The 16458-nt window shown below is 58.5% G+C and carries 19 protein-coding genes; 7 read left to right on the top strand and 12 right to left on the bottom strand.

Annotation, left to right across the window (positions count from 1 at the left end):
- Positions 1-9: 9 nt before the first annotated feature.
- The 5 genes from SMC7_RS04565 to SMC7_RS04545 form a co-directional block, all read right to left on the bottom strand.
- The gene (locus SMC7_RS04565; protein ID WP_119089169.1) at positions 10-693 is read right to left on the bottom strand and encodes a rhomboid family intramembrane serine protease; all 684 of its coding nucleotides are present in this window, start codon (positions 691-693) and stop codon (positions 10-12) included.
- Between the two features lie 3 nt (positions 694-696).
- Positions 697-1503 (bottom strand): S-methyl-5'-thioadenosine phosphorylase, encoded by an 807-nt coding sequence (locus tag SMC7_RS04560; protein ID WP_119089168.1) that lies wholly within the window; start codon positions 1501-1503, stop codon positions 697-699.
- Positions 1504-1579: 76 nt separating this feature from the next.
- Positions 1580-2212, bottom strand: a complete 633-nt coding sequence (locus SMC7_RS04555; RefSeq protein WP_119089167.1) for a DUF1461 domain-containing protein — start codon at positions 2210-2212, stop codon at positions 1580-1582.
- 3 nt (positions 2213-2215) lie between these two features.
- Complete coding sequence (locus tag SMC7_RS04550; protein WP_119089166.1) at positions 2216-2398, bottom strand: hypothetical protein; 183 nt, start codon at positions 2396-2398, stop codon at positions 2216-2218.
- 72 nt (positions 2399-2470) lie between these two features.
- The gene (locus SMC7_RS04545) at positions 2471-3163 is read right to left on the bottom strand and encodes a hypothetical protein (RefSeq protein ID WP_119089165.1); all 693 of its coding nucleotides are present in this window, start codon (positions 3161-3163) and stop codon (positions 2471-2473) included.
- Positions 3164-3317: 154 nt separating this feature from the next.
- Between SMC7_RS04545 and SMC7_RS04540 the strand changes: the two genes are divergently transcribed.
- Genes SMC7_RS04540 through SMC7_RS04525 form a run of 4 tightly spaced genes read left to right on the top strand, consistent with a single transcriptional unit; the run spans position 3318 to position 6902 of the window.
- The gene (locus SMC7_RS04540; RefSeq protein WP_165845141.1) at positions 3318-4691 is read left to right on the top strand and encodes a response regulator; all 1374 of its coding nucleotides are present in this window, start codon (positions 3318-3320) and stop codon (positions 4689-4691) included.
- 36 nt (positions 4692-4727) lie between these two features.
- Positions 4728-4985 carry a hypothetical protein gene (locus SMC7_RS04535; protein ID WP_119089163.1) on the top strand — a complete coding sequence of 86 codons (258 nt, stop codon included), beginning with the start codon at positions 4728-4730 and terminating at the stop codon, positions 4983-4985.
- A gap of 41 nt (positions 4986-5026) precedes the next feature.
- Positions 5027-5824, top strand: a complete 798-nt coding sequence (locus tag SMC7_RS04530) for a hypothetical protein (protein WP_119089162.1) — start codon at positions 5027-5029, stop codon at positions 5822-5824.
- Positions 5808-6902, top strand: a complete 1095-nt coding sequence (locus SMC7_RS04525; RefSeq protein WP_126850725.1) for a radical SAM protein — start codon at positions 5808-5810, stop codon at positions 6900-6902. The genes SMC7_RS04530 and SMC7_RS04525 overlap by 17 nt, the downstream gene beginning before the upstream one ends.
- 73 nt (positions 6903-6975) lie before the next feature.
- Here SMC7_RS04525 and SMC7_RS04520 read toward each other — a convergent pair whose 3' ends face one another.
- Genes SMC7_RS04520 through SMC7_RS04505 form a run of 4 tightly spaced genes read right to left on the bottom strand, consistent with a single transcriptional unit; the run spans position 6976 to position 9872 of the window.
- Positions 6976-7860, bottom strand: a complete 885-nt coding sequence (locus SMC7_RS04520; RefSeq protein WP_119089160.1) for a ParB/RepB/Spo0J family partition protein — start codon at positions 7858-7860, stop codon at positions 6976-6978.
- Positions 7850-8611, bottom strand: a complete 762-nt coding sequence (locus tag SMC7_RS04515; protein WP_119089159.1) for a ParA family protein — start codon at positions 8609-8611, stop codon at positions 7850-7852. The genes SMC7_RS04520 and SMC7_RS04515 overlap by 11 nt, the downstream gene beginning before the upstream one ends.
- A complete protein-coding gene (gene rsmG, locus SMC7_RS04510; RefSeq protein ID WP_119089158.1) occupies positions 8608-9357 on the bottom strand; it encodes a 16S rRNA (guanine(527)-N(7))-methyltransferase RsmG in 750 nt (249 codons plus the stop codon). The genes SMC7_RS04515 and rsmG overlap by 4 nt, the downstream gene beginning before the upstream one ends.
- 41 nt (positions 9358-9398) lie before the next feature.
- A complete protein-coding gene (locus SMC7_RS04505) occupies positions 9399-9872 on the bottom strand; it encodes a COG2426 family protein (protein ID WP_165845140.1) in 474 nt (157 codons plus the stop codon).
- 108 nt (positions 9873-9980) lie between these two features.
- Here SMC7_RS04505 and SMC7_RS04500 point away from each other — a divergent pair, with 108 nt between their 5' ends.
- Positions 9981-10601 carry a DUF4388 domain-containing protein gene (locus SMC7_RS04500; protein ID WP_119089156.1) on the top strand — a complete coding sequence of 207 codons (621 nt, stop codon included), beginning with the start codon at positions 9981-9983 and terminating at the stop codon, positions 10599-10601.
- A 9-nt stretch (positions 10602-10610) separates the two neighbouring features.
- Positions 10611-11498, top strand: a complete 888-nt coding sequence (locus SMC7_RS04495; protein WP_119089155.1) for an IMP dehydrogenase — start codon at positions 10611-10613, stop codon at positions 11496-11498.
- An 86-nt stretch (positions 11499-11584) separates the two neighbouring features.
- On the opposite strand, the gene SMC7_RS04490 is transcribed toward SMC7_RS04495, so the two are convergent.
- Together SMC7_RS04490 and SMC7_RS04485 are read right to left on the bottom strand one after the other, a co-directional pair.
- Entirely contained in the window at positions 11585-13045 is a 1461-nt protein-coding gene (locus tag SMC7_RS04490; protein ID WP_119089154.1) for an aminotransferase class I/II-fold pyridoxal phosphate-dependent enzyme, read from the bottom strand.
- A 73-nt stretch (positions 13046-13118) separates the two neighbouring features.
- Complete coding sequence (locus tag SMC7_RS04485) at positions 13119-13811, bottom strand: metal-dependent hydrolase (protein ID WP_119089153.1); 693 nt, start codon at positions 13809-13811, stop codon at positions 13119-13121.
- Positions 13812-13998: 187 nt separating this feature from the next.
- Here SMC7_RS04485 and thrB point away from each other — a divergent pair, with 187 nt between their 5' ends.
- Complete coding sequence (gene thrB, locus SMC7_RS04480; RefSeq protein WP_165845139.1) at positions 13999-14928, top strand: homoserine kinase; 930 nt, start codon at positions 13999-14001, stop codon at positions 14926-14928.
- A gap of 465 nt (positions 14929-15393) precedes the next feature.
- Here the strand turns inward: thrB and SMC7_RS04475 are convergent.
- Positions 15394-16458 (bottom strand): pyridoxal-phosphate dependent enzyme (locus SMC7_RS04475; protein WP_119089151.1); only part of this gene is annotated, 1065 nt, incomplete at its 5' end.

The raw sequence follows: 16458 nt of genomic DNA, 5'->3' as shown, positions 1-16458 counted from the left end.
TGTCCCTCCTCAGACCTCGTACTCTGTGCGGGTCCGTCCTCGCCTGCTGCTGATCCATGCAATCACAACGCCAAACAGGAAACCTCCCACATGCGCCCATACAGCGACTCCCTGAGCGGCGCCGAACGTACCCTCGAACAGCTGCATCACGAACCAGATGCCGAGGAAGATCCAGGCAGGCAGACGCACGATTGCGATGAAGATGAAAAAGACCAGGGTCTGAACCTTGGCTTTTGGATACAGGAAGAAGTACGCTCCCATGACTGCGGCGATGGCGCCGCTCGCCCCGATGGTAGGGACCTCGGAGGTAGGTCCGGAAAGCAACTGAACCAAGGCGGCCACCACGCCACTCGCCAGGTAGAACAGCAGGTACTTGCTGTGGCCGAGATGATCCTCGATGTTGTTGCCAAAGATCCACAGGAACAACATGTTGCCGAGGATGTGGCCCCAGCTGCCGTGGATGAACATCGATGTCAGGGTCGTCAGGAAATACGGGGCTATCGCCCACGACGGGGCCTGATAGGTACCCGTCAGGACGCCGGGGACGAAACCGAACTGGTAGTAGAAGTGGTTCAGAGCCGCTCCCCCGCCAAGGGACAGTTCCCATAGCCACACGAGACCGTTGGCCAGGATCAGCAGGAACGTGACCAGCGGAAACGTGCGGGATGGGGTGTCGTCGCGGATTGGAAGCATAGGTTAGCCGATGCTGGCACCCTCCAGGGCGTGGAAACAAGTGCAGTCTTCGCTCTCTCCAGGGATCTGTGGAATCATCTTCTCGATGATCGTCACAAGGTTCTTGAGGTTGGCTGTGAATGCCTTGATGACCGCTTCGTTGCTGACGGGGTCGACTGCTCCCTCTGCGACCAGCCCGGCGTCATAGTCCGTGATGACCGAGATATTGCAGTAGCACATCGCCTGCTCGCGGGCCAGGGTGACTTCGGGATACTGTGTCATGTTGACAGTGTGCCAGCCCATGCGGGTGAACCAGTTGCTCTCGGCCTTGGTGGAGAACCGTGGTCCCTCGATGACGACACAGGTGCCGCCATTGTGCACGGGCAAGTCCAGGCTCCTGATTGTCGCGACTGCGATCCTGTTCAGGACGGGACAGTACGGATCGGCCGTGGAGACGTGGGTGACGACAGGCCCGTTGTAGAACGTCGTATCAGCGCGGCGCGTCCGGTCGATGAACTGGTCGGTGACGACGAGGTCACCCACCTTGATGTCTGGCTGCAGTGAACCGACGGCGGTAGGAGCGATGATATGTCGGACACCAAGAGACTTGAGAGCCCAGATGTTGGCGCGGTAGTTGATCATGTGAGGTGGAAGCTGATGGTGCCTGCCGTGGCGGGGTAGGAACGCGACCTTTCGGCCCGCGATCTCGCCAAGCGAGATGAGGTCTGACGGTGCACCATAGGGCGTTTCGACGTTGATGTCCTGCGCGTTTTCGAGTAGAGAATAGAATCCGGAACCCCCGATGATCCCGATTTCAGCACGTTGTTCCATGGTTATCTCCTTTGTTATACACAGCGGGGCTGTGCTTGGTTGCTTACCTAAGGAGTATATCAGCAATGGGCGATGGTTAAAGCCGGAGGGTGCGCCTCCGGCGTGACAGAATCGTGAGGAAAATGGCGGCGATGAGGCTCGCGCCGAGTGTGACGAAGAAGTAGCTCATGAAGTAATTCTCGGGAAACAGGCGGATGAGTCCGGAGTCTTCAGGGAGGAGCCAGAAGTTGTTCGCAAAGGCGAGCTCGTGGAAGGTGATGAACAATGCATCAAAGCCGATGGTGACCGAGGCGGTGCCCAGAGCGGCAACGAGAGCGAGCACAGTGATGCCGGCTGCCCGGGCAACGCGGCGAACGTCGCGCCCATTTCTGCGAAGGAGAACGACAAGGACAACTGTCAGCAGACATGAGACAAACGCTGTCAAATAGACGCCTTGGAAGATCGCCTGGACGTCGCCCATGTGGGCAAGCTCCAGGGGCGAGTAGAAGCCATCGTTTGGCAGAGGTCTACGGAGCGCAAGGTACTTGAGCAGATCTGTCACGCGGCGGACGGCTTCAGCCACGTCAAAGCGAGGCACCGCACCTCCCGTTGTGCCGACCATGGAAAGCAGGAGTCTCTGGAGTGGCATGAAGTTGACGAGGAGTGAAAACGGCGTCAGCAGGACCGCCACTACTGCGGTGGCAGTGGCGAGGATGATGGGTGCTGGCACTGGCTAGTCGAACAGGCCGAGTGAACAGGAGCGGACTCGTATGTGCAGCAAATCGCAGGCCTTGCCCACGACTCTGGGGTCGATGTTCAGTTTGCGGGCGATAACTATTGCTTTGCCGCAATCGATAAATCCGTCGGTTGCCGCCTTGAGCAGCTCATCGCGGACTTCCTGTGCAACTTCTTCCATGGGAACCTCCTGGTTCCTGATTCTGCCGGCAGCAGGCACCGACAGTACAGTGTGTCATGCAGGAGTGCATTTTCAAGCGGAGCGCAGTAACGGGAGAAGGTCGAGGACAGCCGCTTCGACGGTCTCGATGAACACCGCGTCCTGTACGGATCCTGACATCTGGTTCGCGTGCGGGTTCCAGTCTCTGAGGAGTGCAAGGAGGGCGGCTTCTTCGGCCGGTGTACGGCCAGGGAACCTGTTCACGACGAGCAGGTCTGCCCGGGCAGCCATGATGCCCATGTTGGGCTTGGCACTCTGCAGAAGGGGACAGCGCAGGACGTACATATAGCGCGACCTTTCCGGGACAGATGAGCAGTTGCCTTCGATGAGGACACGTGTCTCCAGGGGCCATTGCTGAAGGGTCGTGGCCACCGCCTTCTCTGTCTCCTGATAAGGTCCGTCGAAGAGAATGATGTCACGCAACGGCCGCAACCATGGGGAGCGCTCCGACTGGCTCAGGCGTCCAGTATCGCCTCCTTCGATGGGCAGTGTTCCAGCTGCCAGCGAATGTGTTGCGAGGTGCAGGCTATGGCGCGACAGCTTGATATACACCTCAAAAGGAAGGTCTCGTACGAGCGATCGGCAGATCGTTGTCTTGCCCGAGTGGCCGGAGGCCGAGTGAACGACCAGGGTCGAATGGGCATCAGAGGACATGGCTGCCTGTTCCCTGGACTCTCCGTTCTGGTGAGTCAGGTCACATAAGTCCGTTTCGGTGAACGTACGCATTGGTGCCTCCGAGGTCCGGCTTCCTGTGTTTCCCGAGCTTGCAGCCATTCTGTCCGGAATTGCTTTTTGTTCAGATGTATACATAATACTCTATTAGAGCGTTGTGGGGAGTGCAGTGGGAGATTTGGTTCCGCGCGTTTGTTGGAAGCGGATGATGAACAAGGACAGAACCGGGGGTGCGCTGGTGGAACGAAAGGTGTTGGTAGTCGACGACGACATCGAAAGCCTGCGTCTGTACGGAGACATGTTGCGACGAGCGGGCTATGCAGCCGTCACCGCAAGCACTGGCTGGGAAGGCATTGACTTGGCCGTCAAGGAACAGCCCGGCCTTATCCTGCTGGATCTCCGCCTCCCGGACATCACCGGCCTGACAGTCCTCGAGACTCTTCGCACCACTCTGTCGACCAAGAACATCCCCATCATCGTCGTGTCTGCCATCAGCAAGGACGACAACGTCATGAAGGCGATGCAGATGGGGGCGTTCGACTATGTTGTTAAACCCATCACCTACGACGATATGATTCGGAGGGTCGAGCTGGTTTTCTTCTCGCGCGAACGTCAGGGAGAGGGCGATCAGGCGCCCGTGCTTATCGTCGAGGACAGTGCAATCGATGGGACGGCGCTGTCGGAGCAGCTGGGCAGTTGGGGGTACCAGGTCACCTGGGTTCAGACGGGTCGGGAAGGCATCGAGCAGGCGGCCACCGGCAACTTCGACGTCATTCTGCTGGATGGGCTTCTTCCTGACATCAACGGGTTCGAGGTCGTGAAGGAGATTCGTGCGACGGAGCGGCTGGGCACGACGCCCGTCATCATGCTGACGGTGCTGTCGGGGCTCGTGGACAAGCTCAAGGGGTTCGAGAGCGGTGCTGACGAGTTTCTCAACAAACCTGTGTCGTGGGAAGAACTGCGCGTGCGCATGCGTTCCCTGATGCGACTGAGAGGCATGACCAAACAGCGCTTTGCGTTGTCCGAGGTCGTTGGCGTTATCACGAACGCCATTGAACTGACGGAGGCCACGGAGCCACGTCACAACCAGAAGGTCGCAAGTATCAGCGTCATCCTTGGCAAGAGGATGGGAGTCCAGGGGCACGGGCTATGGGTCCTGGAGATGGCCGGTTCGCTGCACGATGTTGGCAAGCTGGTCATACGCAGAGAGATCCTCTTCAAGCCGGGCAAGCTCGATCCCTCAGAGTGGGCCGAGATGCAGCGACATAGCGAGTACGGGGAGAAGATCATCAAACCCGTCCATGGATTCGGCGAGGTGGCCGATATCGTCCGGCATCATCATGAGAAGATGGACGGTTCGGGGTATCCCGACGGTCTGAAGGGGGATCAGGTCTCCCGGTTCGTTCGTATCGTCAGTGTGGCCGACAGCTATGAGGCGTTGATAAGTGACCGGACATATCGTCCGGCGTTCACGCGCGATCAGGCTCTGGAGATCCTTCACAAGGAGACTGACGAGGGACGCTGGGATTCACAGGTCATCGCTGTGCTGTCCGCTTCTCTCGACGATCTCGACAATCTATAATTCGCCCCTGCTGGGGCTGAAAAGGAAGGTCATTTAGTGAACGTTGAGGTCCAAGCAATTCTGTTTCCGTACGATGGTTCGAGAACGGCGGCGGTGATCAAGGAATTCGAGAGTGCACTGGAGGCAGCTGGCGTTCTGTGTGTCGTCGGAAACATGGCGGTGAGCTGCTATGGAGAGATGGATACGGTCCTCTCCACCATCAATACGGCATATCAGGCCATCGCGGTTACTGACAAGCTCAGCATCTCCCTCGTCATTGCCAACGATATGCCCCAGATAGGGCGGAAGACCTGAGAGACCTGGTCTTCAATTGCGTCCCCAGGCGGACACTCTCCGTGTCCGTCACGGGCGAGGAATGCGCACTGCACTGCAACCACTGCAACGGACACTACCTTCAGCACATGGTTCCTGTATCTGCGGCCCGTCGCGTGCTCGAATCGGGCGAGTATCGGAGCATCCTTCTGTCCGGTGGAAGTGATCCCCACGGGCGCCTGCCGCTGATGGAACATCTGGCATTCATTGAATGGGTCCATGAGCAGGGAATACGCATCAATGCTCACGTTGGCTTGCAGTCGGACGAGGATGTCCGTGCGTTGTCACCCTATTTCGACAAGGTTTCCCTCGACTATGTGTGGGATGACGGGACTATCCATGATGTCTACCATCTGCAGCGGTCCGGCACCGACTACCTGCACACAGCCCGGGGTTGGGTGGACGCGTTCTCGGCAGCGGGTGGTTCGGAGGCACTCAGGTCCGCAAAGCAGCGGGTTAACCTTCACCTCACGATCGGTCTCAAGGGCGGCATCGTTGTCGGAGAGTATGCGGCGATCGATTCACTGATTGCCTTTCAGCCGGCGTCGCTGGTCTTTCTGGTCCTCATCCCCACGGAGGGGACGATTTACGGCAACGTGCCTGTTGTTCCGATCGATGCGGTGGAGTCGGTGTTCGCCTATGCGAGGCTGAAGCTTCGGGCGACAGACTTCGTACTGGGCTGCATGCATCCCAGAGTTGCCGGCTATGGTGAGCAGCTGGAGCATCTGGCGGGACAGTACCAGTTCCGGGGCGTCGTCGGCGTGAAGTCGAGTGCAGAGGATGCGGAACAGGTGGAGGAATGCTGTGTCTTCTACAAGTGACGTGCGAATGCAGGCAGGTGAGCCGGTGAGTCTGCGGGCAAGCATTGGCACGCTGGTTGTCCTGGGCCTGAGGGATATCCGGATGGCTGCGTCGCCCACCACGGCATACCTCATGGTCGGGGGGCAGTGTTCCGGCGACTGTGCCTACTGTGGACAGGGGCGCGGTGTCATTGGCGATCACAGCCGGCTTTCACGCATCAGCTGGCCTGAGGTCGGCGAGGAAGAGCTGGTTGATGCGCTTGTCGCACAACCTGGAGCATTCCAGAGGGTCTGTTTCCAGACAACGGCTTCACGCGGAGTGCTGAGGCAACTGCTCGCGCTTGTGCCACGGATCCGCCAGGCAAGCGATGTTCCGATCTCCGTGTCGTACAGGGTGACCACGTTCGAAGAGGCGGACCAGCTGTTTGCTGCAGGCGTGCAGCGTATTGGTGTAGCGATCGACTGCTGCTCCGAGCGCCTCTATCCTCAGCTTCGGGGTGGGTCCCTATTCGATTCGATATCGCTGGTCAAGGGGCTGGGCAGGCAGTATCGCGGCCGTATCTCGACACATCTGATTATTGGGCTGGGAGAGGACGAGATGGAGGCTGCCGAGCTGATGCTCGAGCTGCACCGGGTGGGCGTCCTGGTGTCGTTGTTTGCCTTTACCCCGGTTCGCGGCACTCGTATGGAGCACGGCGCCCCGCCGGCGCTGGTGTCCTATCGGAAGCTTCAGTTGCTACAAGGGTTGTTGGATTGGCAGGAAGAAGAGCATGTCTGCGTCGCCTACAACGCTCGGAAGAGCATCCATGGCCTCGGCCTCAATGAAGGTCAGGTGCGGTCATTCCTGCACAGGCATTTTGTGTTTGTGACACATGGATGCCCGGGATGCAACCGCCCGTTCTACAATGAGACGCCCGGAGGCACTATGTTCAATTATCCGAACGTGCAATTGGAGACGGTGGACCGCGAGATCGACCGCTTCATCGACGACCTCAAGTCAGACGGCTTCGATTTCACGGTTGCAGGCACACGAGCTGGCGACACGCAGAAGGGAGTCGTCCAGTACTACCGCGGTGCCGAAGAGAGTCTTGATTCCTGAGCTGCCTTCTCGCTGTTGAAACTGCAACACCCCGGCGCAAGCCGGGGTGTTGTCACAGATAGTGGTCGCGGGGTCAGTTTGTGGGGCCGGCCTTGTCTGTGGCGGCTTCCTGGGAGTTCAGGATTCCGAGGATGCGCAAGAGGTCTTCCTGATTGAAGTAGCTGATCTCGATGACGCCCTTGTTGACCTGTCCCCGAATGTTGACACGAGTGGCCAGCAGTTTCTGCATAGTCTCCTGGATGTTGCGCAACGCCTCGTCATGCACAGCGCCCTCACGAGGCTTCTTCGTCAGCAGGCGGCGGACAAGTGCTTCCGTCTGGCGAACCGAGAGCTGCTTGCGGATCACCTCTGCCAGCACCGTACCAAACTGCCGCTGGTCTTTGAGTGGCAGGAGTGCGCGGGCATGTCCGGCGGTGATGGTCTTGTTGTTGAGGGCAGTACGTGCGACCTCCGGAAGGTCCAGCAGGCGGATGAGGTTGGCGACAGTGCTTCGGTCCTTGCCGAGACGCTGTGCGAGGTCGTCCTGGGTCGTCGCGAATTTGGTGAGGTAGTCGCTGAAGGAGACGGCGACTTCGATAGGTGAGAGGTCCTCGCGTTCCAGGTTCTCTGAGAGAGCGATCTCCATTGCTGTGCGATCGTCGAGGTCGCGGACTGTTACCGGAAGTTCTTCCAGGCCAAGGTGAACGGCAGCCTGAAAGCGACGTTCCCCGGCGACGATCTCGAACCGGCCGTCCCGAGGGCGCACGATAATGGGCTCGAGGATGCCGTGTTTGCGGATACTCTCGCCCAGCGTTGCGAGTGCTGCCTCATCGAAGCGGCGGCGCGGCTGCAGCGGTGAAGAGGCGATCTGGTCAGTGCGAAGCATGCGAACCCCCCTGTCGCCTGTCACGGTGGGCTGCGTCGGTTCGTTGGCGAAGAGAGCGTCAAGTCCTCGCCCAAGACGCTTACTATTGTTCACGATGTTCTACCTCCTTGGCGAGATGCCGGTACGCCTCGGCACCGGTGGAAAGCGTGTCGTATTCCAGGATGGTCTTGCCATAGCTGGGCGCTTCGCTCATGCGTATGCTCCTGGGGATGACAGCGGTGAAGACGGTTTCTCCGAAGTGCTTGACGAGCTCATCCTTAACCTGTGCAGACAGGATGGTTCGTTTGTCGAACATGGTTACCAGGATGCCCAGGAGGGCAAGGTTCGGGTTCAGACGCTGCTTGACCAGGCTGATCGTCCGCAGCAGGTTCGTCAACCCTTCCAGTGCATAGTATTCGCTCTGGATGGGGACAATGACTTCGTGGGCCGCTGTCAGCGTGTTGAGGGTCAGAAGCCCCAGCGACGGAGGACTGTCGATGATGATGTAATCCCAGGACCCGTCGAGGGAAGCCAAGCGGCTCTGAAGGACGTACTCGCGGCGATCCATGTCAGCTAGTTCCAGCTCAGCGCCCGCCAGGTTGATCGACGAAGGGACCAGCGAGAGGTTGCGTTCATGGCTGGGCCGGATGGCATTCTCGATCGGATCGCCGGACAACAGGCACGTGTAGATGTTGGAAGTGAGTTCCGCTGCGTTGAACCCAAGGCCTGTGGTTGCATTAGCCTGTGGGTCGAAGTCGATAAGCAGGACGTGATGGTTGAGCTCGGCGAGCGATGCGGCGAGCGACAGTGCGGTGGTCGTCTTGCCTACACCACCCTTCTGGTTGGCAATGGCGATGATTCTCACGAGCCGTTCCTCCTGGACGACCGGCCGCTGAGGGTCGGAGTCACCTGCAGTATGACGAGCTTGGAATTGCGTTCAACACCCGGCAGGACATAGTCGAGAACCGTCGCCGTACAGTGGACGCGATGCAGTGTAGCCACGAACGGTGGGTCCTGGAGTTCGGCGAGGTCCCTTTCTCCTTTCCACAGGACCAGTCTGCCGTTGCTCGCAAGGAGAGGGAGAGCGTACTGGAGGACTGTCGCAATATGGGCGACGCTCCTGGCGGTGATCATGTTGAACGCTCGTTCGGGCAGGGCGCTCGCGTGGTCTTCGACACGTCCATGGATGACACGTGCTCCAGGAAGGGGCACGCTGCTCACCAGGCTCTCCAGGAAATGTGCCTTCTTGCCGATCGATTCGGACATTGTGACCGTCGTGGTTGGCCAGGCGAGTGCAAGGGGGACGGCTGGGAAGCCTCCTCCCGTTCCGATGTCGAGGAGCGAGTGCGGGGCCTCGAGACCCACAAGCAAAGGCGCAAGCGAGTCGCGAATGTGCGTCGCCAGCAGGTGCCCGGGATCGGCGTCAGACGTCAAGTTCATGACTTTGTTTGTCTGGACAAGCAAGGTCAGAAACGATGCCAGCCCCGCGCAGAACGTGTTGGTGCATATCGCTGGCCTCTCCCTGATAGGCAGTGCAGCAGCGAAGTCATTCATTGACTTCCGTACGACAGGAAGAAGCTGTGTTGAATTAAGCTTACCAGCAGTATCCATGGGGTCCTCCGGTTACTGTTCCACGTGGAACAATTCGATGCTCAGAACCACTTCGCCAGAATGCCCTTGATGACGCCGACCGACACGAGGAACACGATCGTGCACGCTCCCAGAACTCCCAGCGAGATGGACGTAATGGCCTGCCCCCTTTTCATCCGTGTGATCTCGGCGATGAGACACCCGGTGTAGGCGCCAGTACCTGGCAGCGGGATGGCTACAAACAGGGCGAGACCGATGAAGAGCCCGTACTTGGCCAGAGAGGACTTGCTGCGCACAGCGAGACGCGTGCGGTAGTGCTGGAACCATGCCCACCGGGATGCGACCGCAAGAAGGGGTTTCTCCAGGAGGTAGAACAGCGGCGCGATGCACAGGTTCGCAAGCGTTGCGACCAGCAGCGCCTCCCACACGGGCATCTTGAGAATGCCGATGGCATACGGCAATGCACCGCGAACCTCGACGCCCGGGATGATGGTGATGAGGAAGATATGCAGAATATTCCGCAGGAGTATGGACACACTGCCAGTATACCGGAGGCCTCGGAGGATGCAACGAGAACGTTGTAAAATGCTGCGCACCACAGTACAATAAATATAGATCATACGCTGTGGAACCGGGGGTCAAGGATGATTGAGGGGAAGTTCGGCAACTGTCAGGTGGACGAAGTCCTCCAGACGATTGTGCAGGGCAAAGGGACTGGCCGCCTCAATCTCGCGGGGACGTCGATCTTTGGCGGGCGCGTCCAGGCGACGTTCTACATTGAGGACTCGCGAATAGTCCATTTCGAGGTTGGTGCCGGTACGGCATACAGCTCCCTTGTCGACTTGTTCAGTCTCCGGGAAGGAGATTTCTCTTTCGCGAGCGGCGAGACGGCAAAAACCAGAGACCAGTCCGTGCTGATTGCGGACATCGTCCTTCAGGTAACGGCCGCTCTCGATGAGTGGAATTCGATGCGGCAGCGACTCGGTTCTCTGGATGCGGTCTATGCCCTGCGCGCAGACGGCGCTACAAAGGATCTGACCCTTACCAGGGAACAGTGGTGGGTGATGGCAAGCCTGGACGGCAAGACATCAATGCGTGAGATCGCGAGGAAGACCGGCAAGGGCAGCGTCGTCGTGTCGAAAGTGCTCTACGGATTCATGGAGGCCGGGCTCGCCGCCGAGGTGGAGGCTCCAGCCGTCCCTCAGGATGCGGAACGGGAGCAGTCACAGCGTCGTGGTTTCTTCGGTCTCTGGAGCCGGAAGTAGGAGGACGGGATGCCGGGACTTCGGGAAGGCTTGTTCTTTGACGACGTCATGCTTCTTCCCCGCCGAAGCGAGGTCGGCGCATCCGATGTAAGCCTTGAATCGAGGCTCTCCACTAACGTTGTGCTGCGTTCTCCCTTCGTCACCTCGGCGCGTCAGGCTGCGACCGACTATCGTCTGGCTTCGACTGTAGCCCGAGCCGGCGGCATCGGCATCATTCCCCTGTTCGGGAGTGTCGAGGACCAGGCGCACGAGGTGCGCAAGGTCAAGGAGCTCATGTGCAAGGATGACGGGGCAGCCTGCGACCTCAAGGGCCGCCCGGTGGTAGGTGCCCTTGTCGATCTCGAACGGGACAGTGTGCTGGAATGGATAGGTTCACTTGCGGAAGTGTGGACGGATATCATTGTCGTGGATGTGCCGCATGCCGATCGCCTTACGATTCTTCGCCAGATCCAGGCGGTGAAAGCGGAGTATGACTGGTTGCCACTCATGGTCGGCAACGTTCAGACACGCGCCGGAGCCAAAGACGTCATCGATGCCGGCGCGGACATTGTCGTCGTCGGCAGCGGGTTCAGTTCCTTTGCAGAGGCGACGGAGCTGTCTGGCGTCGGTGTTCCCGAACTGTCCGCTCTGATGGAGGTCGAGGACGTCGCGTCCCTCTATGGGAGGCCGATCATCTGCAACATGGGTGTGCGCTTTGCCGCGACTGTCGTCAAGGCTCTTGCTGCCGGGGCCGCAGCCGTCGTCCTCAACACCCTAACGCCGGACACTGCTTCCCACCTCATGGCGCACATTGCGACGCAGGTGCGCGAGAGTCTCAGTTATGTCGGGGCGCGCTCGATTGTGGAGTTGCGCGAGAAAGCCGAGTTCATCCGGATCCATCCGCCATCCGCTATCTGACTCTACCTCTCCTCAGCTATGTCAAACACCCTGACTTATGAGCCAGGGCGTTTTCATGAGAGGCAACGGTCGGGTCCAGCGACCGATCAGCGCTCCTTGACGACCTGCACGTACCTGGCCGTCTTGTCGATGATTCCCTGCAGGTCGGCGCCGTGGTCGCGCATGAACACCATGTAGTCCACGCATTCGTGTGTCATGACTTCCCCGGGGACCGTGATCGGGATGCCGGGTGGATAGGGAGTCACGAGCTCCGCGATGATGCGCCCGACGGAATCTTCCATGCGGACGCGCTCCCTCTTGGCATAGTATGCTTCGAACGGGAAGAGGACCATCTCGGGAATATTGGGGATGGGTGGCGGCGGAGCGATGGTCGAGGTCTTGCCGTGGCGTTTGCGTGAGATATCCTCGAGTGCTTTGATGAGGATTTCGACCGCTTCCCTGGGTGTCCCGATCGTGATGAATGCCAGGATGTTCTCAAGGTCAGACAACTCGATTTCGACGTTGTAGTCTCTGTTGAGGATATCCTCGACCTGGAATCCAGTCAGCCCCAGCCTCGACACATGAACAGTCAGCTTCGTGAGGTCGACATCATAGACGGCCTCGGTGTGAGCGCGTTCCCTGCCTGGAGCAAAGAGTCCCTCGAGGTTGTTGATACGCCGGCGAGCATCTTCTGCGAGGTCGATGGCTCGCTGAAGAAGGTCGTGACCGTTCGTCGCCATCTGCATGCGGGCGACGTCGAGCGCCGTCATGAGGATGTACGAGGGCGACGAGCTCTCCAGCATCGTGAGAGTAGCTCGTACCAGTTCCTTGTCCACTCGCCGTGAGCCCAGATGCAGCATGGAGGTCTGAGTAAGGCCAGCAAGCGTCTTGTGCGTGCTCTGGACAACCATGTCGGCGCCCGCATCGACAGCACTCTTGGGAAGGTCCTGGTGAAAATGGAAGTGTGACCCGTGGGCTTCGTCGACCAGGATACGACGTCCTGTGGCGTGCGCTTTCTGAACGTAGTAGTCGATGTCCGAACTGATGCCAAAGTAGTTGGGATTGGTCACAAAGACGGTTTTGGCTTCAGGGTGATCGCGGAGCACGCGCGCGAACGTTTTCTTGGATGGGAACGTCTGGAACTGCAACAGGCGGTCTTCTTCGGCCTCAAGGTAGATGGGACGCAGTTCGTTGAGGATGAGCGCTCCATACATCGAGCGGTGCGAATTGCGCTGCACGATGACGCGGTTGTTGGGATCGCAGGTCGAGAGGATCATTGCCTGGTTTCCGACTGTCGAACCGTTGACGAGGAAGAAAGATTCGATAGCGCCATAGGCTTCAGCGGCTAGCTCCTGTGCTTCCTTGACGACGCCGATGGGGCGATGGAGGTAGTCGAGTCCTTCGACCTCCGTCAAGTCAGAAAGGAACACATTCTCGCCCCAGAACTCCTTGAGGCGGGGATGAATGCCCTGACCTGACATGTGCCCCGGCATGTGGAGACCGGCGCGGTGCTTGCCGATGTACGACTGAACAGCATCAAAAAATGGGGTACGACTCTGATCTCTCATGGAAAAGAGTGTACCGGCCGGACCCCTGCTGTCAACGCGCGAGGATGAATCCTGGTGCCCGGTGCCACCTGGTTCAGAATGTCTGTCCGGGTTCCAGGACTACGCAATGGGCACTCGTCGAGGCCTCCACCTTTGTCCGGAACAGTTGTGGGTCAACGGAGATGAGGGGGAAGGTCCCATAGTGCATGGGGATCACAGTGCATGGTGCAAGCATCTTGACCGCTTCTACGGCGTCGTCGATGCCCATCGTGAAGTTGCCGCCAATAGGGAGAAGAGCGATGTCCAGCGGGTGCAGGCGACCGATGAGCTCCATGTCGAGAAACACGCCCGTGTCACCGGCATGGTAGGTCGTCCGTTCCCCGGTTTTGACGACAAAACCGCAGGGATTTCCCGTGTAGATGAGGCGGCCGTTCTCGGTCACCGAGGAGCCGTGCAGAGCCTGTGTCAGGAAGAGTTCACCGAATGGGAAGACGTGATTGCCACCGATGTGCATGGGATGCACATTCGAAACCCCTTTGCCCGTAAGGTAGGTGATGAGTTCCGCCGGGCCGATGACCGTTGCCCCAGTGCGTCTGGCGATGGCGATGGTATCGCCCAGGTGATCGGAATGGCCGTGCGTCACGAGGATGTAGGTTGGATGAACGTCGTCGGGACCGATGGATGCCGAAGGGTTGCCCGAGAGGAATGGGTCGATGAGGATGTCGCCGGCCGACGTGGTGATCAGGAAAGCCGAATGACCAAGATAGGTGAGCTGCTCATGTGCCATGGTGTCATATACCTCCAATTTAGTCTATCTCCTGGAGAATGCTGGTCAAGCTTAGATTCGATCACGCAGAGTGAAACTTGCAATTGCATGGGACGTGGTAAGATATGTCAAGTAGTTCGTTTTGCGATAGTTCGCGCGCTGCCAACACCTGTATCGAGGAATTGCGGTTGCGCCGGGGGAAGAAAACGTGATCAATAAGGTAACAGTCAGCGTTCCTGCAAGCACCGCCAACCTGGGACCAGGGTTCGACGCTTTTGGGCTAGCCCTCGAAATGCGCAGTACGTACATCGTCGAGGTGCTCTCTCCGGGAGAGAAGTGGAGCATCCACTTCGAAGGCATGGGCGCCGATGTTCTCAACGAGAAGGGTTTCAAGTTCGTCACCGAGGTCATGGACTACTTCGAACGCGCCGAATCAGTACATCTGCCACCGGTGAGCATCAACGTTCACACCGGCATTCCTCTGACGCGTGGTCTGGGATCCAGTGCCAGCGCCATCGTGGGACTCCTGTCGTGCTTCGAGGTCATGACAAACACGCAGTTCGATACCGGCAAAGTCCTCAAGTACGCTATCGCCATCGAGGGACACCCCGACAACGTCACCGCATCACTCGTCGGCGGGTTCACCATCGCTGCGAGCGACAAGAGCGAGGTGGCCTACATGAAGGTCGTTCCCCAGAACCTCAAGGTCGTTGTCATGGTCCCGTCCAGCTTCCTGTCGACAAAGAAGGCCCGAGCGTGTCTTCCTGACATGTATTCACGCAGAGATGCGGTCTTCAACATCGGTCGTGCCTCGATGCTGTCTGCCTGCATCTTCAGTGGCAATTATGACCTCCTGTCGTTCGCGCTTCATGACCGTCTCCACCAGCACTACCGTGAGAAGCTTGTCACCGGATTCTGCGAAGTGTCGCGTGCCGCCGAGCGGGCCGGAGCCTATGGCAGTTTTCTGTCGGGAGCCGGGCCTAGCATCGCCGCTCTCGCTGAGCCCGCCAAGGCGGAGAAGGTTGCCAGGGCGATGCAGAAGGCAATGATCGAGCTGGATGCAGGAGCTGAGACATTCGTCCTCGACATCTCAGCCCAGGGAGTCATCCTGCAAACCGGCGAAGATGGGAAAGCATAGCCCCTTTTCCTCTCAAATTTGATGACCGCTCACTGCAAAAGATGGGCGGTTCTCCGTTTCCCGTCCGTTCTGTATTGGAGACCTGTAAAGTGGCTTTAGAAGCGGGTGTTGATCATCACATCACGAAAGGTGGCCCTGACAGATGATTTCGGACAATATGCCGCATCCCGTACGTTTTCGATCCATTCAGCCTTACCACGAGCATATTTTACTGGAATGAACCTGGGATGCGGAGATCGGAACGGTGGCCTGAAGCCCGATCTTGTGGGGGGTTTTCCACAGTCTTTGACAGGTTGTCCACCACGCGACCGTACGTGATTCCACCAGTTTTCCACATAATTAACAGCGGCTGTGGAGAAAAGTCGATTTTGCCGAAAACATAAACAAACACCCAGGTGGGTTCATGCCTGGGTGTTTGTTGTCTCTCTTTATATCAAGATACTGGTAAGACAAACGAACAACTGACTACAGCTTTGCCAGCAGCCCCGTCCTCTCATTGAACTGGTCGATGAGTCTGTCGAACGCTGGAGCAGCAGTCCAGATCTGATTCCAGAACTCTGGCTCCCACAGTTCGCGCAGTTCCTCCGCAGTCTTCCCCTGCTGTTCGACCCAGGTGAAGTACTTGAGATTGTGCAGCTGCTTGCGGTCGCGATAGTTGAGCTCGCGATACCAGTCCGTCAGAATGCCCTCGAGATACTTCGCATAGTCGAGCGCCGCGTCCATCTCGGTATAGGGGCCATACTCGGCGCGCAGTTCTTCGATGCGTGACAGGTACAGGTCGGCGGAATCCGTGAACACGGTGAAGACGACATCGTTCTCGTCCATCTCCTCGTATTTGGCCATCTTAATTGCCGCGACCATGTTTGCCAGAGAGGAGATGCCCATCAGGTTGAGCTGCCCGATGATCTCGCGCGGGACACCCTTCTTCTCAAGGTATGCTTTGCCTGAGTCCTCATTAAAAAGGCGAAGTAGATGCATCGGATACTCGTCGTCGATGGCGGCCACAGCATCGGTATTGCGGACGTTATGGATCCAGGGGACATGCTTGTCGCCGATACCCTCGATACGGTGCGCGCCAAACCCGTTTGCATAGAGGGTCGGGCACTGCAGAGCCTCAACAGCCGTGATATGGCTGTATGGATAGACCTTCTTCAGGTACTCGCCGGCGCTGATGGTCCCCGCAGAGCCAGTGGCGGAGACATAGCCTGCCATGCGCGATCTCGGACCCTTGATGCTGTTGAAGACCTGCTCAAATGCCGAACCAGTCATGTCGTAGTGCCACAGTGCGTTGCCGAATTCCTCGAACTGATTGAACACGACGATGTTGTCGCCACGGGTAGTCTTCAGCTCGCGTACCTTGTCGTAAATCTCCTTGACGTTGGACTCGGTTCCAGGAGTTCCGATGACCTCCTTCGTTCCGATCTCACGCAGCCAGTCGAAGCGTTCTTTGCTCATCCCCTCCGGGAGGATGGCGACGGCATCCGTGGCCAGCAGAGCACAGTCGAAGGCGCCACCGCGACAGTAGTTGCC

Origin of the sequence: Candidatus Cryosericum terrychapinii (genome assembly GCF_003570925.1) — a bacterium.
GTDB lineage: Bacteria > Caldisericota > Caldisericia > Cryosericales > Cryosericaceae > Cryosericum > Cryosericum terrychapinii.
The sequence above is the reverse complement of the archived record's forward strand: the minus strand, read 5'-3'. Positions and strand labels throughout refer to the sequence as shown.